Below are 20,785 nucleotides of genomic sequence, written 5' to 3'. Positions count from 1 at the left end.
GGTGCCCGCTCACGCCTCGGCCTGCAGACGGCTCAACGCGGGCTTCAGGTCGTCGGGCAGCACACCACCGGTGAACCGGGCCGCGATCCGCCCGTTCTGGTCGAGCACGAACGTCGACGGGAGGCCCGGAGCGACCGGCCAGCCCGCGGCGAGGGTGCCCAGCTTGTCGACGATGCTCGGGTAGGACCTGCCGAAGTCCTGCGTGAAGGCCTTCGCACCGGAGACGGTGTCCTTCTCGTTGACACCGAGGAACGCCACCGTGGGGTTGTCCTTGGCCAGCTGGACCAGGCCTGGCGTCTCCGCGCGGCAGGGAGCGCACCACGAGGCCCAGAAATTGATCACAACGATCTTCCCTCGGTAGGACGAGAGGTCGAGGGAGGTCCCGTCGAGAGTCTTACCGGACAGGGGGGGTGCTGGATGCCGGTTTCCGGGGGCGGCGAAGTCCTGCCCGGCCGCCTGCTGGACGAAGCCGTAGCCCCCACCACCGGTGGCGTCGACCGAGTTCGCCCCGGGGGAGCAGGCGGCCAGCAGCCCGGCCGCCGCGAGCGCCACGGCGGCCAAGGCGATGCGTCCCGCCCGGCGGACACGGCGGGCCGACCAGGCCCGGCGCGTCCGCCGCATCGGGGCAATGCCTGTCACCGGCGGGTCCGACCTGTCATCCGACGCGGACCGCCATCCCTTCTCCGCCACGCGAACCAGTATGTGCCCTGCCCCTTCCCACCCGGGAACCTGTCTACGACCAACTGTAGAACTCAACTCAGGGTAGGTGGAGGGGCCGCGAGACGCGCATGGGCTTCTCGACGAAGGACACCTGTGGGCTTCATCTGCCAGGCGGGCACCGTTCCGCCGCCTCACCGGCCGCCGGCCACCGGCGGGACCGGGAGCGGACGGTAACCGCGGATCTGAAAACGGGCCGTGACGGTGGCGCTCCCGGGGAAGGCGGTTTCGGCCCGTCGGCGCAGCTGGTCGGGCGCCCGGTGATGGCCGGTCGGGCCCATCAGAGCCAGGTCGACGATCTGCTCGGTGTTCAGCGTGAGCGGAACGTCAACGTGCTCGACGATGATCGGCTCGAACCGTCCGGTGGTCCGTTCGTCGAGCCGGTCGCTCTTGCCCGTCTGTATCCCGACGAGTCCGAGCGGGCCGTGCAGCTCGGCGAGATGGCCCGGCCCGGGGGTGACGACGATGAGCAGCCCGTCGGGGCGCAGCACCCGGTGCATCTGGGCCAGGTTGCGCGGCGCGAAGACGTCGAGGAGCACGGCGACGGCGTGGTCGGCCACCGGCCAGGGGGCTGCGACGTCGAAGGAGACCGCGCCGATCCGGGGATGGGCACGCGCCGCGCGACGCAGGGCGTACTTGGAGACGTCGACGGCGAGGCCGACGGCGTCCGGTCGCGCACCGACCACGCCGGCCAGATGGTGCCCGGTCCCGGCACCGATGTCGAGGATCACCCGACCGGGCGGCCCGAATGGCCCCCCGGGGACGGGATGCGCGATCTGGGCCAGCCGGGCGGTGAGCGGCCCGTAGTGGCCACCACCGAGGAAGGNCNCCCGCGCGGCGACCATGACGGCACTGTCGCCGACGACCCGCCGAGTCCGGCCGGTGCGCAGGTTGACATAGCCGCCGCGGCCGACGTCGAAGTCGTGCCCGGCGGGACAGCGCAGGGATCTGTCCGCCGGGTGCAGCGCGTGGCCGCACACGGGGCAGCGCAGAAACGGCAGCACGGCCCGCAGGGCCGCGAGGGCCGGCGGGGCAGCGACGGCCGGCGGGGCAGCGACGGCCGGCGCCGGTGACTCGGGACCGGTGGAGTTCGTCAGGCGCCGACCGATCCAGGCGTGTTCGCGGTCGGCCCGTTCGGCTCCGCGTACTCGACGCCGACGAGCTCGGAGTCCCGGTAGACGGCCGTGGTGACGCTCGCCAGCCCGCACTGCCGCCGGTCGGGACGGTGCCAGAGGGGCACTCTCTCCAGGGCACGCCGAGCCGTCCAGACCGGAAGCTGGTGGCTGACGAGCACGACGTGCCGACCGGGGTGGGCGTCGCGCCATTCCACGACGGCCACGAGCATCCGCGCGGCGATCTCGTCGTACGGTTCGCCCCAGGATGGGCGGAACGGATTGAGTAGCAGGCGCCACAGGGCGGGGTACCGGACCACCGCCGGGCCGGCCTCGAACGTTCTGCCCTCGAAGGCGTTGCGGCTTTCGATCAGCCGCGGGTCGACCTGGACGGCGAGTGCGTGCGCCGCGGCGATGGGCGCAGCGGTCTGCTGGGCACGATCCAGCGGACTCGCGACCACGGCCGCGACGTCCAGCTCCGCGAGGAACTCGGCGGTGACCTTCGCCTGCTGCTGGCCCTTGTCGGACAACCGGAACCCCGGCAGCCGGCCGTAGAGGATCTTCTCCGGGTTGAAGACCTCGCCGTGGCGGACCAGATGCACCCGGGTCAACGAAGTCGGCTCCGTCATGCCCGCCCCTCGGGAGAGGCGGAGACGGTCACCGGTTCGGGTACCGCCGCGGCGGCACGTGCGGCCGCCGGTGCCGCCGCGGCGATCCGCTCCACCGTCTCGTCGTCATGCGCGGCCGAGACGAACCACGCCTCGAACGCCGACGGCGGCAGGTAGATCCCGGCGTCGAGCATGCTGTGGAAGAACGCCGCGTACCGGGCGGTGTTCTGCGCCTGGGCGCCGGCGTAGTCGACCACGGTGGCGGCGTCGGTGAAGAAGAAGCTGAACAGCGATCCGGCGCTGCTCGGCAGGTGGGCCACGCCCTCCTCGGTCAACGCGGTTGAGACGATCCCGGCCACGTCGGCGGCGCGGGTGTCGACGGTGGCGTAGACCTCATCGGTGCAGGCCCGCAGGGTGGCGAGTCCGGCGGCGACGGCAATCGGGTTACCCGACAGCGTGCCCGCCTGGTACACCGGGCCGGCGGGTGCGAGCCTGGCCATCACGTCCGCCCNCCCGCCGAAGGCCGCCGCCGGCAGCCCGCCGCCCATCACCTTGCCGAAGGTGAACAGGTCCGGCGACCAGTCCTCGATCGCGCCCTCGTTGCCCCACCAGCCGGCGCGTGAGATGCGGAACCCGGTCATCACCTCGTCGAGAATGAGCAGCGCGCCGTGGATGTCGCACAGCCGGCGCAACCCGGCGTTGAAGCCGGGCAGCGGCGGGACGACCCCCATGTTGGCGGCGGCGGCCTCCGTGATGACCGCCGCGATCGTCTCACCGCGCTCGACGAAGACCGCCTCGACCAGCGCGAGATCGTTGTAGGGCAGAACGATGGTGTCCGCGGTGGCGGCGCCGGTGACTCCCGGGGTGTCCGGCAACCCGAGGGTCGCCACTCCGGAACCGGCGGAGGCGAGCAGCGCGTCAACGTGCCCGTGGTAGCAGCCGGCGAACTTGATGATGGTCGACCGGCCGGTGAAACCCCGGGCCAGTCGCACGGCGCTCATCGTCGCCTCGGTGCCGGAGTTGACCAGGCGCACCTTCTCGACCGGGCCGACCCGGTCGACGATCAGCTCCGCGAGCTCCACCTCCCCCGGTGTGGGGGTGCCGAAGCTGGTGCCGACCGAGACGGCGCGCGACACCGCCTCGACGACGGCCGGATGGGCATGCCCGAGGATCATCGGCCCCCACGAGCACACCAGGTCGATGTAGGTACGCCCGTCCGCATCGGTCAGATAGGGGCCGTTGCCCGCCACCATGAAGCGCGGCGTGCCGCCGACGGCACGGAAGGCTCGGACCGGAGAATTGACCCCACCGGGAACAACACGCTCGGCGCGCCGGAAAAGCTCCTCGGATGCCGGCGCGGCAGACGGAACCACCATGCCCACGATCCTCGCAGGTCGGCTCCGCCTCCCGCGCCCCGCGTGTCCGGTGGCACGCCGCGTCCTCCTCCCCGGTCCATGCTCCGCGTTGNCCCACCCGCCACCATCGCTGGAAGCCATCGCTGGAAGCCATCGCTGGAAGCCGCCGGTGGACGGGGGTCTGCCCCGGCCGCCCACCGACGGCGGCTCGTGCGCCCGGTCCTCCCCGGACACCCGCGGCCGTCGGTCGGCCGCTGTCCCTCCCAGGCCCCGGCGTTCGGCGATCCACCGCCGGTCGGCCCGATCTCGATGGGCGAGGACTACCGCGAGGGCTACAAGGAAGACGACGACGTTGTCCCGATGGTTGTCCTGGTGGTTGTCCTGGTGGTTGTCCTGGTGCTGCTTGCCCTAATGGTGCCCGGTACGCCGCCCACACGACCCACTCCAGTCAATGATCATTAGGGATCATTGAGGCAAGCCTGGCCCACGCCGGACGGATTCCGTCTCGGGACGGCCGCGGGATGAGGAGCTTCTCGCCGAGGCAGGTAATACTCGCCCGTGGGCCCGTCTGATAACCTCAGAATTCGCGGCACGCCGTCTTCGGGGTACTACACGTCAGATCTTCGGGGGACACTCGACGTGGCAGAGACGCAGTCCGTTAACCAGCGTGTACTGAACAGCCCGAGTGATCATTAGTCGAAATTCGTTGGCGGCCTCACCCGCAAGGACCGGCGAGGTCGTATAGTAGGAATTGTAGAGTGCTGCCAGATCCAGTAGATAGCGGACGAGAATGGCCGGGCTATCCTCGCCTGTTGCTCTGGTAATCTTGCTAGGCAACTCCTGCAACCTGAGAATGAGCTGCGCCTCTTGGTCGCTGACCTCGAAATGTGTCAGGTCAACCAGACTCGGCACGGGCTTGCCCCATTTCCGTAGGATTGCCCGTGCGCGGCATGCGGTGTAGACAACATACGGTCCTCCTGACTTCTCGAAGGCCGTCAAGGTCGGAGAAAGATCTCCGCGAGCCATGGCGACAGTCGTCTTCATGTCCTGCTTGAGGTCGTTGAAGACGAGCGAGCCGACCGCCAACTGCTGGGCGGCGACGGAGAGTTCCTCCTCCGTCATCGTGCCGCGCTCCGCAGACCTCTTCCAAAAGTGCTCGAATGACATTTTCAGTAGATCGTTTACTCCGGCGACGCTGTCTCGGCTTGAGAGCTTCCGGCCAGTCTTCTCATCGACGTAGAAGCCAAAGTAGATGTGTCGGAGGTCCAGTTCGTCACGGCTTGCGATGCCCAGGACCTCGACAGCTTGAAAGAGCCGCGCGAAATGGACGCGCTGCTCTTGGCCCACGACATAGTAGATGCCGGACGGGTCGAAGATATCACGGCGGAGCTTGATGGCTCCGACGTCGCGTGTCGCGTAGATGCTCCGGCCGTCCGACCTGCGGACCACGAACCGCTCGTTTCCTGGAAGAGGAACGACGATGGCTCCGAGATCCTTCCGGGCGAATTCCACAGTCCGGTCGCGAACGGCGGAGGTGATCTCACCGGCAGACATGGCCTGCTCGATCTTGGCGATTTCCTCGCGCAGGCGACTCTCCGTGAACTCGAATGCCCGGCCGTCGCGCAGAGCGGTCTCGATCACCTCATTACCGGCCTGGAAGTAAAAGCTTTCACCGATCGTGAAGTCGATGTGGATGTCGAGTGCTTCATAGAAAGAACGGAAATCTGCAAGGCTCCAGTCCACCATCTTGGACCAGAGTTCCACCTCCTCGGAGTCTCCGCCTTCCAGCCTCGCAAAGCGGGCATCCGACGCCTCCACGTAACCCTTGAACGCAGACTCAAGCGCATCCTTGCTGTCCACGCCCGGGAAATAGCGCTGGAGCACGGCGGCGTCCGATTCGCTGGCGCCGCCCAGCCCTCCGCCGGAGGCAACCACCCTCTCCAGCGCGCGGCGGATGGCGTAGATCTCCAGCAGGCGATCGTTCTCGGTCATGGCTGCGGGAAACATATCGCCGAAACGGCGAAACCCCTCCAGCATGAAACCGAATCCGCCGAAGTCATTGATGTGGTTCAACCGGTATACGAGCGCACCGCATGCTTGGTGTAGATTGCCGAGCACATGCCCAATGATAGTTGATCGGACGTGTCCGGCGTGAAGCTTCTTCGCGACGTTCGGCGACGAGTATTCGATGATGAGGGTCCGCCTGGCGGCACTGTCGTTCTCGCCGAATCTATCGCCAAGGCTGTTGATCCCCTGGACGGCCTGCGCCAGCCAGTTATCGGACAGCGTGAGATTGATGTAGATGCCTTTGGCGGTGGCCTCGGAAATTACCTTCTTGAGCTCCTCGACCTGCAGGGCCTCGATGGCCCGCGGAATGTAGGTCCTAACGAACTCTTTCGCGCCCGCCTCTTTAAGGAGCATCGGCATCTTAACCGTCACGTCGGCGCCGAACTTCTCTCGGGAGATCAACTCGATCTCTGCCGTGAGATCGGAACGCGCAAACTTCTCCTGCAATGCTTGCGTGACGATCGCACTTAGCCTTGCCAGCGGATAGTCGCGTGACGAAGGAAAGGCCGCGGGGCGAGACCCGCGAACCCGGTCGCGGAGATCTTCGATATCACGCCTACGCGTGGAGGTCACCTGGGCAAGCATATTCACGGCTCAGAGTTTATCAGGGCGGCATAGATTGGCTGGTGGAGGCGGTGTTTGCCCGTTCCTCATGTTGGGCGTTGGGCTTCGTGCGGACGATTTCGTGGCGGTTCGTCGGCACGGTGGCCGGGCTGGCACAGCCGATCCGAGCCCTCAGTCGGAGCATCGCTCGGCCCCGGTCCGCCAGCGCCCTGTCCGACCCGGGCGAGGACGAGTGCAGCGGCTGGGCCAGCACGCAGCCGACGAGGCCCCGGCGGTGTTGGTTCAGGCCGCGGGCCGGGACGGTGCCGATGGAACTTCCACCACCCCTCCCCCAAGCGACCCAGTCGACGCAGGTTTTCACGCTCCGTGAAAGTGGCGGACGTCACACCAGTCGAGGCTTCTGATCGTTTCCAGACTCGCTCGGACGTCCGTACCCCTCCGCGCCCCCGAACCGGCGATCGGCACAATGCGGCCGTTCCGATCCCCACAGCCCGCCGTCTGTAGGGATCGCGCGACGTTGGCCATCCCGGGGCCTGGTGAGAGGTGTACGGGATCTCGGTGGCCGCCGATCTGGTCGGGATGGACCCGCAGAGCCTGCGTCTGTACGAGCGGCGCGGGCTGCTGGAGCCGGCCCGCACCGACGGCGGGACCCGCCGCTACAGCAGCGACGACCTGGCCCGGCTTCAACGGATCGGGCATCTATCTGCGATCCCTAGACCGTTGTAGGAAACGGATCTACTTGGCCACTCCGAGCTGGCAGGTCGCGGTTGTTGGCCAGCGCCAGCGCCCCGGCTGGCCACCGTAGTTGGCCAGCCGGGGCACGCCTAGGATGATCGGCCATGGCCGAGTCTGCCCCGAACTATCTGACGACCGTCGCGGCGGCGTATGACGGCGTGGCCGAGGTGTATGCCGAGCTATTCGCCGACGTGCTCGACCGCCAGCCGCTGGAGCGTGCGCTGCTGTCCGCGTTCGCCGACCTCACGCGCCCCCTGCCCGGCCCGGTCGCCGACCTCGGCTGCGGGCCCGGCTATGCGACGGCCCACCTGCACCGCTTGGGGCTGGACGTGTTCGGCGTGGACCTGTCACCGAAGATGATCGCTATCGCTCGACGCTCACATCCACAGCTGCGTTTCGAGGTGGGCACGATGACCGCGCTGGACCTGCCGGACGGCATCCTCAGCGGCGCCCTGTGCCGCTACTCGCTCATCCACNCCCCGCCCGCCGACATCCCCGCCATCCTCGCCGAGATCTACCGCCTCCTTGCACCCGGCGGCCACCTGCTCCTCGGCTTTCTGGCCACCGACGAGCCCGCGGCCGGGGTGCACGCCTATGACCACCGGGTCACCGGCGCGTACCGCTGGCCGCCCGACCACCTCACCGAGCTGGCACGGCAGGCAGGACTGGTCGAGGTCGCCCAGCTGGTACGAGCACCGACGGACGAAGAACGAGGCCGACAGGCCCAGCTACTGGCCCGCCGCCCCCAGCAGACGTAGGCCTCCACCGGATTACGCCCGTACCGGCACCGAGACCACCTCACATCCGAAACAGCCCATCCTCAGGCAACCGGCCCCCTCGCCGTCGCTCGGCGCGGCCAGAGGAGGGGCCGACGGGCAGCGTCTACTTGGCCATTTTTGGCGATCCAGGAGGCGGCGGAGGCGCTGTTCGTCGTGATGCAGAACCTGGTGTCAGGTGAACCGATCGGCGAGGTCGCGCAGTCTGCGTGCCGCGGCGAGGACGTCCTGAACATCACCGCCGCCTGGCAGGATCGCTGACTCCTCCATCCTGGTCGCGTAGCGCAGGTAGCGGTCTCGCGCGTAGTCCCGGCACGGCAGGCAGGTGACACGTTCGGGATGGGTGGAGGTCGAGGCATACGAGACCTGCGTGCCGCATCCCGTCCGCACCGCGTGAGGTGCGTCGCCGACGAGCCCGAACACTGATGCCGTCACCGCGCGCAGATCGGCGCTGGCGTTCGGCACGGCCCACTCGACATGTACATGCGGGTCGTCCACGCTGCCCCTCCTTCGAACCCATCGTCCCATCGGGCCCGCCGGTTCGTCGCTGTCTGCGGGCAGACCTGCGATGTCTGCGTGGCCGTACGGTGGAACCCGTGATCCTCCCCAAGGAGCGGGACCCCCGGTTCATCACGGTTCGCCGTGGGGGCACGCTCACGGACTCCGATCATCAGCTCCTGGCCGTGTGGGCGGCAGCCTGCGCAGAACACGTTCTGTACCTCTTCGAGTCGGTGCAGCCGTCGGACCCCCGGCCCCGCCATGCGATCGAGCAGATTCGAGCCTGGTCGCGAGGCGAGATCACGATGTCCCAGTCCCGCTCGGCAGGCGGCCATGCCATGGCCGCCGCCANGGTGATGAGCGGAGCGGCTCGTCACGCGGCGTTCGCCGCCGGTCAGGCCGGGGNGGNCGCCCATGTCGCCGCACACGAACTCGGTGCCGCGGCCTACGCGATCAAGGCCGCGCGGGCGGCGGCGCCCGCCGGCGAAGCTGAGGCCGCCGCACGGCTTGAGTGCCGTTGGCAGCGAGAACAGCTCCCGGACGCGATTCGCGAACTGGTTCTGGACGATCAGCGACTGCGCAACGACATCTGCTGGTCAGTGTTCGACGGCTGACACTGCTGCGACCGTCGTGGCCTGTCTGAGGACGGGATGCGGCGAGGTGGAACATCAGCGGTTCGATGCGGAACCGGCCCTCGGCCGGGGCGGCGAGTTCCTCCTCGACGACGTCGGACGTTAACCCGGTTCATCACGAATGCCCGTGGCGTCGCGCCCCAGGAACAGTCATGACGGAGTGGGTCAGGAGGGTGTCCTCCCCGGATTCCGAGTGCGGTCGAGGAGATCAAGGATGGGCAGGAGGGTGTGGGCGAGGTGTTCGCCGTGCGGGGTGAGCATGAGGTGTTCTTGATCGTCGGTGTGCAGCAGTGCGGCGCCGACGGTGTGTTCAAGGTGGTGGATCTGCCGTCTGAGGGCGTCGGTGCGGATGCCGAGGGCGCGGGCGGCGTCGCGGAGGTGGGCGTGGCCGGGGGTGGCGAGCAGTCTGCGGACACGCTGTTCGGCGCCTCGGCCGTCGAGGACGGTCCAGGTCAGCGGGGTGAACGCGTCGGGTCCTCCGTGCGGGGCCAGGGGGTGGGTGTGGGCGGCGGTGCCGCGGCGGGNGGGGATGCCGAGGGCGCGTGCTCGGGCGCTGACGTCGGTGCCATGGATGCCGAGCTCGGCGGCGATGTCGGCGAAGTGTCGTCGCTTGACTTCGTATTGCTCGCGTAGCCAGGCGGGATCGACCGCGGCGAGGATCGCGCGCCCGGACAGCTGGGTGGGCTCCGTGATGGTCGGGGGCTGGACAGTGTGGGGCGGTTCGATGGGGGCGGGGTCGGTGGGCCCAGAGTTCCCGGCGGTGCACGCGGGNGGGGTCGAGGCCGGGCCAGGTGATGCCGGTGATCCAGTCGAAGGGCGGTTCCCAGGTGACAGGTTCGTCGACCCTGCCGCGGCGCAGGATGTGTGCGGCGCGGTCGTGCAGATAAGCGATCGCGCCAGGCGGTCTCGTCGAAGTCAGGCTGGCGCAGGCGTCGCCATCGCCGGCGGCGGGCGTAATCGATGGGGGCGCCGTGGGTGTCGAAGGCGACGGCGTGCAGGTCGTCGAGGCGCTGCGCGACACCCGCCGGCCGGGCGACGGTGCCAGGATGGCTGCGGCCGAGCTCGGCGAGCAGATTGTCTACGTGACGTTGCGCGGTGACGATCGGACCATCGGGACGCAGCGCGACCGCGTCGGTGTCGGCGGGTGGGGCCGTGCAGGCGGGCGGCTGGCGTCCGCGCGGGTGTGACGGGAGCGGCAGGCCGGTCGTGTCGCACCGTCCCGGGGCCGCGGGGCGGCTGGTCAAGGGCGGGGCGGTGAGCCCGGCCGCAGGCGAGGCAGGTGTCGACGAGCAGAAGATGATGACGGGTGCAGGCGAAGGTCCAGGGCAGCCGCCAGGCCAGCATCCACCGTCCGCCGTTGCCGGCGAGGCACCGGGGGCAGAACCGTGATCCTTTGAGCTGGTTCCACCAGCGGGGCGGCCGGGGCCGTCCGGTCGGCCGGATACCGCCGAGTAGGCCGGTGCCGTCGTAACGGGCGAGGGTCATCGCGGTGAGAGTCTGTGGCCGAAGGCCAGTGACGGTGGCGAGCGCGGCGCGTTCGACGGGGTCGAGCCGGTAGGTCCAGGGCCGGTGGCCGAGCTTCTCGGTGCTCGGCTGACCTGCCAGGCCCGCGAGGGTGAGGATGTCGGAGACCTCGGCGTGCAGCAGGCGGGCGTAGGCGTGCAGGTAGCTGTCGAGGTCCTCACCGGGCAGCGGGGCCAGCCGGATCGGGATGCTGTCGACCACCGGCTTATCCCGCCGCCGGCAGCGCCGGCTCGGCGCGTGGGGTGCTGGCGGGTCGGCTGGTCAGCCGGCGGNGGGNGAAGGCGGCGTGCAGTTCCTGGCGGGCGGCTTCGGCGGCGTCGTTGCGGACCTGGTCGAGCAAGGCGGGAGTGAGCCGTTCCTGGCCGGTGCGGACCGCGCGGCGGCAGCCGCGGGCGATGAGCGTCATCAGCGAGGCGAAGTGGCCGGTGCTGCGGGCGAACAGGTAGTCCGACAGGTCGTCGGCGACCATCCCCGGATGGCCCTCGGCGAGGATCAGGTTCTTCTCGATCGCCAGGAGCAGCCGCCGCCAGGTGCGCCGGCCCGGCTCGGTCTCGATCTCGAACGGGTCGACGGACAGCGTCGTCCACCGGCGGCCGTTCTGCGCGAGCTCCTCCTCGGACGGGCCGAGTCCCTCGGCGAGCAGGCCGCGGCGGATGATCCCGACACCGACGTAGAGGAACGTGACCGGGAAGGTGTTCGCCAAATATTTGAAATGGTTCGCCACATCGCGGCCGTCGGCGCGCCGCGGGTCGAGGAAGTGGACGTCATCGATCACGATCAGCCGGGTGTCGCAGGCCAGGACCGCATCGGCGGCCTTGTGGCCGAGGTGCTCGGCGTTGCCGCGTTCCGAGCCGGGCAGGTGGAAGAACCGGCAGAGCATCGTGTTGAACGTGCGTTTCGTCGTCGACGAGGTCAGGCAGACGTGCGCGACCGGGACCCGCTCATGGCCGCCGGTGGTCGTCGGCCCGTAGCGGGCCAGCTGGCGCTGGTGGAAGCCGCGGGCGAACGTCTGCGCGACCGTGGACTTCCCCAGCCCGGGGAACGCGTCGATGACCGCGGCGCCTTTGACCTTGTCGCCGTCCTGCCGGTTGGCCTCGACGATGTCATCGAGGTCGTCGTGGACAGCCCGCATCTGCGGGGTGCGGATCGGGCCGAGGTTGGCGTGCCAGACCGTGCGCTGCTCGTCGTAGTCCGCCCGCGCCGTCGCCGACAGCGCCGCCAGGCCGGCGCGGTCCAACGCTTCGGGGCGTGGCCGGTCCGGGGCGGTCACGAACGTCGTCCATCCCTGTTTCGTCGACAGGCTGTAGGCGCGTTCGCCGCCGTCCGGCGGTGCGGTCACACGATCTCCATCGCGTCGGCGTAGAAGTCGTCTTCGCCAGGGAACGGGGCGCCAAGCTCGTCGTCGCGGTCGTCATCGCCCGCCGTCTCCTCGGCCGAACGGTCCTGGTCGGGCGAGGCGACCGCCGGGGCGGGTTCGTCCGGGACGGCCGTGTCGCCGACGAGACGCAGCCGCCGTTCGGACAGGCGCACCGCCATGCGCCGCTCGGCCCGGTTCCCGGCCAGGCCCGCGTCCCAGCGTTCCAGCAGCCGGGCCAGCGCCCGGCGGGTGTCGGGGAACCGGTCGGTCGCGGTGGCGAGCTGGCGAGCGTAGGCGAGCGCGTCGGCGCTGAACGGCCCGCCCAGGGCGTCGGCGTGTTCCCAGCGCAGCACATGCCAGCGCTGGTCGGCCGGGTCCTGGAAGTAGACCCGGCTGACGTCCTCGGCATAGACCCGGATCGGCCACTTGCCCGTGTGAACGCCGGTGTGCGGGCTGGTCCGGTTGCGGTAGGGCGACAGAGCTGGCCCGTCGTAGCGCAGCCCGCCGATCTCCACCCCGTAGTGCTGGATCGTGCGCCATTCGACCGCCAGGAAGTCGAAGACCAGGTCCGCCCGCGCGGGCACCTGGAGATGACCGGCGCGCGCCACCCCGTGGGCGAACATCTCCAGCGGCGACACTGCTAGCCCCGGCACCTCGGGGACCACGAGCCCGCCGTGGGCCTGGCGGTGGTAGCAGTCCGCGACCCACTGGCGGATGAGTTCTTCGAGCTCGTCGAGGAAGTAGAACGCCTGCTCCTCGACGTCGGCGCCCCGGTGGTGGACGTCCGGGCCCTTGTAGCCGGGTAGCGCGACGAGTAGCTGCTCGCGCAGCGTGCGGAAGAACCGCTCGACCGCGGCCTTGTCGGTGGCCTGCGCGACCCGCGCCGGCTGCACCGAGATCCCCAGCCGCTGGCAGACCGACAGCAGATGCTCCGACAGATAGATCCGGCCATGATCGACCACCAGGGTCTCCGCCGCCACCGACGGCAACAGCGGGACGCCGCCGGCGTCGACGAGCCGCTCGACATCGACCACCACCCGCCCAGGAACACCGTGATAGGGCGGGCGGACATCCACCCAGCCCGCCGCCGGCTCCGGCAACGGACGGACCGACTCGAACAGCACCGCCGCGGCGTCGACCGCCTTCGTCGACACCGGGGTCAGCCGCAGCCCGGTGATGCACCGGTCGTAGCGGTCCATCGCGACCGTCAGCTCCGCCTGCACCCAGCGCAGCGTCACCCGCTCCATCGCGAACACGTCCAACCTGGTCGTGTCCACCAGCAGGTACTCACCCGGCCGGTGCGCCCGCAGCTTCCCGTAAGGCGCCACCGGGCGACCGGCGATCTCCCGCCGGCCCTTGGCTCCACCGAACGCGCTGGTGCCGCGGCTCAGCTCCCGCAGCAGGGCCCGCGCCCGGGTCCGACCCGGCAGGCGCACCACCCCCGGGCCGTGCTCCTGCTCAAGCCGAGCCTCGATCGCCGCGAGAACCAAGTCCTGAGTCGGCGTGCTCGCGTGGCTGAACTCGGCGAGCACGCCCCGCGCCGTATCCACCCAGCGGCCATCCACCACGCTCAGCGCTGTCTGTCGCCGCCGCCACCGCTCGTCGACCAGCCCCGCCGGAACCCCGTGCGGACCTCCTGCACGTGCCCGACCCGATCGGCCAGCGCCTCACGGCCAGCCGCGTTCAAGCCCGCCAGATCCGCGCCCACGCCCGCCACCGCGTCGACCGGGACGTCGGTGAGCAGCCGGGTGCTGGGATGCGCCAGCAGATGAGCCAGCCCGACCTGCCGGACCCCGCCACCGACGTCGGTGAGCAGCACCGAGCCCGCCGTCAGCTCGGTCACCGTCCACCACCGGCCGTCGTGCGCCAGCCGGCTACCGACCGCCACGTCCACCCGCGCCTGCGCCATCACAGCGCCGTCTCCAGCGTGCTGTCGTCGCCCAGCCGACGGTGCAGGTCCGTCGACAGCCTTCGCTGCCACAGCAGCGTCAGCGCTGCGGCCTTGACCTGCCCCGCCGGGCTTTCCCGCGTCGCGCGACCGACAAGCGAACCGATCGTGTCACCGGGCCGGAACGCCGCGACGACGGCATCCGTCAACCCGTCGGGCAGCAGACCCGGCCTGCGATAGCCGGCCAGAAACCGCAGGTTCGCGAGATAGACCGCCTCGGTGCCGCTCCAGATCTCATACGCCCAGCCGTGCGACCGCGCCACGACGCCCGGCCACCGCAGCGCCTCGGCGACCACCGGGTCCTCCAGCCGAGACACCGGCTTCACGTTCACCAGCCGCGCCGCCCCATCCGCATGCACCAGCAGGAGGTCCGGCACGTGCCGGCGGACCCGGCCACCGACCGTCGCCCGCAGCAGGAACGGTTGCGCCGCGATCCCGACCACCTGCGTGTCGAAGTCCGCGACCGGCAGCCGCGCCAACTCCAACCGGCTCTCGTAGACGACATGACCGCCCGTCGTCGCAGACCAGTACCAACCCGGAAAATGCGGCTGCCCTCGCACGCTTCGGACCGTCCGCCACGGCACAGCCGCCATCACCTGCGCTGCCGTAACGTTCCGTATCGGGCGTTCGACCTCACCCTCCGCCGTGCGCAACAACACGACCGGCTCAGGCAGGTCCTCCCCGTCCGCGCAGGCCGAACCCGAAGCCCGCTTCTGCGCGACCAGTTCACCGTCGATGTCCGAAAGGTAGGGCGCCAGGAGGCCGGAACCGCCGCAATGCATCGCAGGGCACACCTCGGACCACACCCGCGGCCCCAGAGAACACGGCAATCAGCGAGTTCCTACAGATCGAAATGACGATTATCCGAGGCTGGCACCCCGCGAACCATTCAGCCGGAGAGCCGACGATCTCGCGCCGACCTTCCGCACCCGCGACGGCGGCAGAATCGCTCCGGACCGGCATCACCCGACGTCTCCCGCAGATTGGCCAACTACCACGGCCAGCGGCCATCTACTGGCCAACCATCACGGTGAGTGGCCATCTGTCCGCGATCCCTACAGATCCCTAGACCGTCATACNCGTACCCGACCACCCCAACGGACCCCCATCGGCGTACCCGCTAATTGGGTACGTCTGAGGCGGCGCATCGGTGCAGCTCAGCGAGCATCTGGCACGTACCCGGGTAGGCCAAGAGTAGGCCAAGAGTAGGCCAAGAGTCATGCCATTACTGGCATCCTATCTAATCATGGTCACGAGCGGGAGTGGTCGGCAGAATGCACGCGCTTGGCAGAATCGGATAGTGCGGTTAGCGTTTATTTGCCGAATTCCCCCGCCTGTTCTGTGAGGTGCCGTGGTCGATCCGTCCCGCCTCCGCCGACTCGCACGACGGGCCAGCGCAGACCGGGGACGGGCCGCCGCAGACCGGCCCGGCGGACACGGGCGGAAACGGCCCCACGGCGGTGCCCGACGCCGGCGGACCGACGTCCCGCGCCACGAGACCGGCGTAACTGGCTGAACGCCTGAGGGAGGCCAGCCCGTACCCGGCTGGCGACCGGGGGCACGCCCTCCGACGTCAACAGAAAGCTGACGGATGCGGGTGTCGGCTACCGCTAGTCCCGGCACCCGCACGACCGGCCGGCGGAAAGGCGCCGGGCCGATCACCCGTCGGCCCTTTCTATCGAACTATTCCACCCGGCTGGCGACCCCAGTCCCGTTGGCCCTGGTCCCGTTGTAGCTGGTCCCGGCCCTGACGACCATGGTCCCGGCGCCACTGGTCCTGGCTACCGCCGCTCTGGCGGCTGTCGTCGTGGCGTCGCTCGTCCTCGCGGCCCTGGTCCTGCCGCCCGATGCCCCGACCGCCCTTGTTCCAGCCGTTCCAGTCGTTCCGCTTCCAGCCGTCCGTGGCGTGCCAATGGTTGACACTCCGCACGGGAACGCGGTCGTCGGCCCAGGCGCTTGAAGCCGCCGGTCCCACCGTCACACAGACTGCCGACACGGCGGACAGGGAGGCGACCACCGCTTTCCTCTTCAGGGATCTTGTCATGATTCTCCCGTCATCAAAAATATCGATCGACTACTTGCGATGGGAAGACTAGCCGTACGCACCGGCGCCTGGCTGGATTGCGCCCGGCGTGTTCGCGCCAGAGATGGCCGGAAGCATTTGGCGGCAGATCACATGTGATTCTCGTGTGTTTTTCATGAAGCCTTTCTGTGATTCTTAGAAAACCCTGAAGACGGGAGCCAAAATTCGATGGACAAAGTACATCAACGCCACATCCCGCGGATCGTTGTCGAGACCCGGATTAGTCTGGCGAACGGCGACGGTTACGAAGTACCTCCGCCGACGATCGTTGTCACGATCGGCGGAAGCAGCCCGGCGCCGACCGACGCCGACGCTTGGCCGACCGGCGGGGGGNGCCGGCAGCGCCGGCCGCGATGGCCCGCATGGGCATGAACGCGGTGGTCAGCGTCTATGGCGACCTCAGTCGGAAACCATGATCCGAATCATGCGGATCGGGCCACACTCCCCGGGAGGCTACCGGGCGCGAGGTCGCGTAGGATTCACCCTGTGTCGAGGACACATGCCACGGCCGAGACGCCGGCCAGCCAGATGATGATGCACATGCCGTCCGGCCTCTTCCGCGCGTCTTGACAGACTGACCGATGAGGCCCTGACGGAGCCTCGTCGGTGAGGCTGCTACCGGGGCGGAAGGACTCACACCAGATGGGCCGCTACTTCGTGACGACGGCGATTCCGTACGTCAACGGCAAGCCGCACGTAGGTCACGCTCTCGAACTGATCGAGACCGATGCGTACGCACGTCATCTTCGTCAGCGCGGCCACGAGGTCCGGTTCCAGACCGGCACCGACGACAACGCCCTGAAGAACGTCCAGGCGGCCGAGGCCGAGGGGATTACACCCGCCGAGTACGTCGAGCGGGTCGCCACCGGGTTCGTGGGCCTTCGCGGTCCGTTGGGCCTCTCGTTCGACGATTTCATCAAGACGAGCACGGACCCCCGTCATCGGCCGGGAGTCGAGAAGCTGTGGTCGGCCTGCGCCGACCGCGGGGACTTCTACCGCAAGACCTACGCCGGTCTGTATTGCGTGGGATGCGAGCTGTTCTACCAGCCCGACGAGCTGGTGGACGGCCGCTGTCCGGAACACGGGACCGTTCCCGACCTGGTGGAGGAGAGCAACTGGTTCTTCCGGTTGGGCCGCTATCAGGACCAGCTCCACGCGCTCATCTCCACCGACCGGCTGCGCATCGAGCCCGCCGCCCGCAAGCGGGAGGTGCTGTCCTTCATCGAGGCCGGTCTGGAGGACTTCAGCGCGTCGCGGAGCATGAGCCGGGCCCGCGGCTGGGGTATTCCGGTCCCCGGCGACCCCGAGCAGGTCATCTACGTGTGGTTCGACGCGCTCGGGAACTACATCACCGCCCCCGGGTACGGCAACGACGACGACAGCTTCCAGTACTGGTGGAACGACGCCGACAGGCGAGTGCACGTCATCGGCAAGGGCATCATCCGCTTTCACGCCGTCTACTGGCCGGCGATGCTGCTCTCGGCNGGGGTGCGCCTGCCCGACACCATCTTCGTGCACGAGTATCTCACCGCCGACAGCATGAAGATCAGCAAGTCGGCTGGCAACGCCGAGGATCCCGCCGACATCGTCGCCGCCTTCAACACCGACGCGCTGCGGTGGTGGATGCTGCGCGACGTCGCCCGAGCCGGCGACACCGACTACACGACCGAACGGCTCGTGACCCGCGCGAACGAAGACCTCGCCAACAACATCGGCAACCTGGTCAACCGGACCGTGTCGATGGTGAAGCGGTACCGGGACGGGCTCATTCCCCCACTCGCCCTCNACAATCCCGCGGCCGCCAAGCTGCGGGCAGTGCGCGACGAGACCCCCCGGACGATCGACGACGCCTTCGCCGCCTTCGACTTCCGCCGGGCGGCCGAGGTCATCACGAGGATCGGCGACGAGGGTAACCGCTACGTGGAGGCTGCCCGGCCCTGGGAGCTCGCGAAGGCGGAGCGCAAGGAGGGAGCGTCGCGCGACGCCCTCGACGCAGTCCTCGCCGAACTGGTCGCCACGTGCCGGGAGCTGGCGGAGCACCTCGCGCCCTTCCTGCCTGACTCGGCACCGCGCATCGCCGCGCAGTGCGGCGACGGCGGGTCGCGGGTCGCGGGTCCCAGCCCGGTGTTCCCGCGCCTGGAGGCCCCGCCGGCCGAACCGGCCACGACCTGACCGACGCCGTGGAACCGCTCCGGCCGGACCCGCTCAGGCCGGACCCGCTCAGGCCGGCCGCAGTGCGGTGAAACGCCGCAGCCGCAGACTGTTCGTGACGACGAAGACGGAGCTGAACGCCATCGCCGCCCCCGCGATCATTGGGTTGAGCAGACCGGTCGCGGCAAGCGGTAGCCCGGCCACGTTGTAGGCGAACGCCCAGAACAGATTGCCCTTGATCGTGCGCAGGGTGGCGCGCGACAGTCGGATAGCATCCGCCACCAGGCGGGGATCCGCGTTGACAAGCGTCAGATCCGACGCCTCGATCGCCGCGTCGGTGCCGCCGCCCATCGCCAGGCCCAGATCGGCCTGGGCGAGCGCGGCGGCGTCGTTCACCCCGTCGCCCACCATGGCCACGACCCGGCCCTGCGCCTGCAAGCGACGGACCGCCGCGACCTTCTCCTCGGGCAGGACCTCGGCGATGACATCCTCGTCCGCGATGCCGACCTCGGCGGCGACGGACCGGGCGACCGCCTCGGCGTCCCCGGTCAGCAGGACCGGGTGCAGCCCGAGCCGACGCAGATCGGCGACGGCCGCGGCCGCGGTGGGCTTCACCGTGTCGGCGACACTGATCAGTCCACGGGGACGGCCGTCCCAGCCGACCACGACGGCGGTATGCCCGGCGGCCCGTTCCCGGTCCAGCTCGGCGGCGAGCGCGTCCGGGAGTTCCACGAACACCTGGGGCCGCCCGACGAGCACCGCATGCCCCTCGACGGTGCCGCGCACGCCGAGGCCCGCGGTGTTCGCGAAGTCCGCGACCGGCGGCAGCACACCGACGGCCACCGCGTGCTCCCCAGCCGCACCAGCGGCCACCGCGTGCTCCCTGGCCGCGTCGGCGATCGCCCGGGCGATGGGGTGCTCGCTCGCGTCCTCCACCGCCGCGGCGAGCCGGAGCACCTCGGCGGCGTCCTCGCCGGGAGCCGGCAGCACCGCGACAACCTGCATCCGCCCGCTGGTCACCGTGCCGGTCTTGTCGAGTAGGACGGTCTGGACCCGCCGCGTCGACTCCAGCACCTCCGGGCCGCGGATAAGGATGCCCACCTGCGCACCGCGTCCCGTCCCGACCAGCAGCGCCGTCGGCGTGGCCAGGCCCAGCGCGCAGGGGCAGGCGATGATCAACACGGCGACGGCCGCGGTGAAGGCGTCGGTCGCCGGCTGCCCGAGAGCCAGCCAGACCCCGAGGGTGACGAGTGCGAAAATGATCNCCACCGGAACGAACACCGCCGAGACCCGGTCGGCGAGGCGCTGGACGCGGGCCTTGCCACTCTGGGCCTCCGTCACGAGCCGGGCGATGCGCGCCAGCTGCGTGTCGGCACCGACCCGGGTGGCCCGGACCACGAGCCGCCCGCCGACGTTCACCGTCGCCCCGACAACCGCGTCACCCGGGCCGGCCTCGACGGGCACCGACTCGCCGGTGACCATGCTCGCGTCCACCGCCGACAGCCCATCAAGCACGACGCCGTCGGTGGCGATCTTCTCGCCCGGACGGACGACGAACTCGTCCCCGATCCGCAGCGCCTCGACCGGGATCCGCTCCTCGACCCGCCGCGGGCCAGTCCCCCGCGCGCCGTCCGCCGGCCGGACGCGCAGCACGGTGACGTCCTTCGCCCCGAGGTGGAGCAGCGCCCGCAGGGCCGCGCCGGAACGCCGGCGGGCACGTGACTCCAGGAATCGGCCGGCGAGCAGGAACNCCGTCNCCCCGGCGGCGNCCTCCAGGTAGAGGGCCGTGCCCGCGCCGCCGTGGGCACTCCCGCCGGTGCCGTGACCACTCCCCGAGTGGACGATCTCGCCGGCCGAGGCTTCCGGGCCCGGGAATCCGCCGGTGAACGAGAACGAGTGCCGCATCCTCGGCTCGCCCGCTCCGCCCAGGAACAGGGCGTACAGCGACCAGACGAAGGCGGCCAGCGTTCCGAGGGAGACCAGGGTGTCCATCGTCGCGACACCGTGCCGGGCGCCCCGGGCCGCGGCCCGATGGAACGGCCAGCCTCCCCAGAGCACGACCGGCGTCGCCAGGGCCAGCGAGACCCACTGCCAGTAGTCGAACTGCCAGGCGGGCACCATGGCCAGTACGATCACCGGCATGGCGAGCGCCGCCGAGACCGCCAGCCGGACGCGCAGCGCCCGCAGCGCCGCGCCGGGTGCGTCGTCCTGCGTGCCGCCGCCGTCCTGCGCGCCGCCGTCCTTGGCATCCGCCGCACCCGCCACCTGCTCGGCCGCGGTGCCGGCTACGACCTCGGTGTCAGCCTCGGCATCGGCTGCCGTCTCGGCCCCGGTGTAGGCCGCCGTCTCGGCCCTGGTGTCAGCCGCGCGTCCGGCGGCCGGGGCCGCGGAGTAGCCCGCGGCCTGGACCACGCGGATCAGATCGTCGAGACGGACCGCGGGGGCCTCCGTGTCCGTGAGGGTCACGGTGGCCTTCTCGGTGGCGTAGTTCACCGAAGCGGTGACGCCGTCCAGCTTGTTGAGTTTGCGTTCCNCCCGCGCGGCACACGACGAGCAGGTCATCCCGCCGATCGCGAGCTCGATCCGCGCGGGGTGACCCCTTCCGACGTCGAGAGTGGTCATCAGCTCTCCCCTTACGGCGGATTCCTGACGGCGGAC

17 protein-coding genes and 2 pseudogenes are annotated in these 20,785 nt (G+C 69.9%); 6 read left to right on the top strand and 13 right to left on the bottom strand.

The genetic code is table 11. From position 1 onward, the window contains the following. Positions 1–9 precede the first annotated feature (9 nt). The 4 genes from ALLO2_RS02820 to hemL all read right to left on the bottom strand — a co-directional run bounded on the left by ALLO2_RS02820 (position 10) and on the right by hemL (position 3,813). Positions 10–639 (bottom strand): TlpA disulfide reductase family protein, encoded by a 630-nt coding sequence (locus ALLO2_RS02820; protein ID WP_011434970.1) that lies wholly within the window; start codon positions 637–639, stop codon positions 10–12. 212 nt (positions 640–851) lie between these two features. Then, a complete protein-coding gene (locus tag ALLO2_RS02815; RefSeq protein WP_232234849.1) occupies positions 852–1,721 on the bottom strand; it encodes a putative RNA methyltransferase in 870 nt (289 codons plus the stop codon). Positions 1,722–1,810: 89 nt separating this feature from the next. Then, positions 1,811–2,458 carry a histidine phosphatase family protein gene (locus ALLO2_RS02810; RefSeq protein ID WP_011434968.1) on the bottom strand — a complete coding sequence of 216 codons (648 nt, stop codon included), beginning with the start codon at positions 2,456–2,458 and terminating at the stop codon, positions 1,811–1,813. Next, complete coding sequence (gene hemL, locus ALLO2_RS02805; RefSeq protein ID WP_035729518.1) at positions 2,455–3,813, bottom strand: glutamate-1-semialdehyde 2,1-aminomutase; 1,359 nt, start codon at positions 3,811–3,813, stop codon at positions 2,455–2,457. The genes ALLO2_RS02810 and hemL overlap by 4 nt, the downstream gene beginning before the upstream one ends. A 189-nt stretch (positions 3,814–4,002) precedes the next feature. Between hemL and ALLO2_RS02800 the strand changes: the two genes are divergently transcribed. Next, the gene (locus ALLO2_RS02800; protein WP_035729516.1) at positions 4,003–4,254 is read left to right on the top strand and encodes a hypothetical protein; all 252 of its coding nucleotides are present in this window, start codon (positions 4,003–4,005) and stop codon (positions 4,252–4,254) included. Positions 4,255–4,407: 153 nt separating this feature from the next. Here ALLO2_RS02800 and argS read toward each other — a convergent pair whose 3' ends face one another. Continuing rightward, a complete protein-coding gene (argS, locus tag ALLO2_RS02795; protein WP_232234848.1) occupies positions 4,408–6,432 on the bottom strand; it encodes an arginine--tRNA ligase in 2,025 nt (674 codons plus the stop codon). A 534-nt stretch (positions 6,433–6,966) separates the two neighbouring features. On the opposite strand from argS, the pseudogene ALLO2_RS02790 reads away from it, so the two are divergent. Together ALLO2_RS02790 and ALLO2_RS02785 are read left to right on the top strand one after the other, a co-directional pair. Then, positions 6,967–7,131, top strand: a pseudogene (locus ALLO2_RS02790) (MerR family transcriptional regulator); the annotation flags it as partial. Between the two features lie 131 nt (positions 7,132–7,262). After that, on the top strand, positions 7,263–7,916 hold the full coding sequence (locus ALLO2_RS02785; RefSeq protein ID WP_035729511.1) for a class I SAM-dependent methyltransferase: 654 nt from the start codon (positions 7,263–7,265) through the stop codon (positions 7,914–7,916). Positions 7,917–8,108: 192 nt separating this feature from the next. Here the strand turns inward: ALLO2_RS02785 and ALLO2_RS02780 are convergent, their stop codons facing one another. Further along, a complete protein-coding gene (locus ALLO2_RS02780; RefSeq protein WP_023839810.1) occupies positions 8,109–8,432 on the bottom strand; it encodes a hypothetical protein in 324 nt (107 codons plus the stop codon). Between the two features lie 98 nt (positions 8,433–8,530). On the opposite strand from ALLO2_RS02780, the gene ALLO2_RS02775 reads away from it, so the two are divergent. Then, complete coding sequence (locus ALLO2_RS02775) at positions 8,531–9,046, top strand: putative immunity protein (RefSeq protein ID WP_035729680.1); 516 nt, start codon at positions 8,531–8,533, stop codon at positions 9,044–9,046. Positions 9,047–9,229: 183 nt separating this feature from the next. Here ALLO2_RS02775 and ALLO2_RS28020 read toward each other — a convergent pair whose 3' ends face one another. Further along, on the bottom strand, positions 9,230–9,415 hold the full coding sequence (locus tag ALLO2_RS28020) for a hypothetical protein (protein ID WP_369807771.1): 186 nt from the start codon (positions 9,413–9,415) through the stop codon (positions 9,230–9,232). A 620-nt stretch (positions 9,416–10,035) separates the two neighbouring features. Between ALLO2_RS28020 and ALLO2_RS26870 the strand changes: the two genes are divergently transcribed. Further along, positions 10,036–10,251 (top strand): hypothetical protein, encoded by a 216-nt coding sequence (locus ALLO2_RS26870; RefSeq protein WP_023839813.1) that lies wholly within the window; start codon positions 10,036–10,038, stop codon positions 10,249–10,251. Between the two features lie 112 nt (positions 10,252–10,363). On the opposite strand, the pseudogene ALLO2_RS28015 reads toward ALLO2_RS26870, so the two are convergent. The 5 genes and pseudogenes from ALLO2_RS28015 to ALLO2_RS02750 all read right to left on the bottom strand — a co-directional run. Continuing rightward, positions 10,364–10,789: pseudogene (locus ALLO2_RS28015) on the bottom strand (TniQ family protein); the annotation flags it as partial. Between the two features lie 4 nt (positions 10,790–10,793). Beyond that, positions 10,794–11,927, bottom strand: a complete 1,134-nt coding sequence (locus tag ALLO2_RS02760; protein WP_035729509.1) for an ATP-binding protein — start codon at positions 11,925–11,927, stop codon at positions 10,794–10,796. Further along, positions 11,924–13,495 (bottom strand): Mu transposase C-terminal domain-containing protein, encoded by a 1,572-nt coding sequence (locus ALLO2_RS02755; protein WP_023839815.1) that lies wholly within the window; start codon positions 13,493–13,495, stop codon positions 11,924–11,926. The genes ALLO2_RS02760 and ALLO2_RS02755 overlap by 4 nt, the downstream gene beginning before the upstream one ends. Positions 13,496–13,515: 20 nt before the next feature. Further along, entirely contained in the window at positions 13,516–13,854 is a 339-nt protein-coding gene (locus ALLO2_RS23070; protein WP_011434956.1) for a hypothetical protein, read from the bottom strand. Continuing rightward, entirely contained in the window at positions 13,854–14,675 is an 822-nt protein-coding gene (locus ALLO2_RS02750) for a TnsA-like heteromeric transposase endonuclease subunit (RefSeq protein WP_011434955.1), read from the bottom strand. Before ALLO2_RS02750 ends, ALLO2_RS23070 begins: the two co-directional genes overlap by 1 nt. Positions 14,676–16,618: 1,943 nt before the next feature. On the opposite strand from ALLO2_RS02750, the gene ALLO2_RS02740 reads away from it, so the two are divergent. After that, positions 16,619–18,148 (top strand): methionine--tRNA ligase, encoded by a 1,530-nt coding sequence (locus tag ALLO2_RS02740; RefSeq protein WP_035729676.1) that lies wholly within the window; start codon positions 16,619–16,621, stop codon positions 18,146–18,148. A gap of 48 nt (positions 18,149–18,196) precedes the next feature. On the opposite strand, the gene ALLO2_RS02735 is transcribed toward ALLO2_RS02740, so the two are convergent. After that, positions 18,197–20,749, bottom strand: coding sequence for a cation-translocating P-type ATPase (locus ALLO2_RS02735; protein ID WP_035729502.1), 2,553 nt, complete (start codon positions 20,747–20,749; stop codon positions 18,197–18,199). Positions 20,750–20,785: the final 36 nt, after the last annotated feature.

The organism is Frankia sp. Allo2 (genome assembly GCF_000733325.1).
In the GTDB taxonomy this organism is placed as follows: Bacteria; Actinomycetota; Actinomycetes; order Frankiales; family Frankiaceae; genus Frankia; species Frankia casuarinae.
This window is presented reverse-complemented; position numbering and strand designations above follow the sequence as displayed.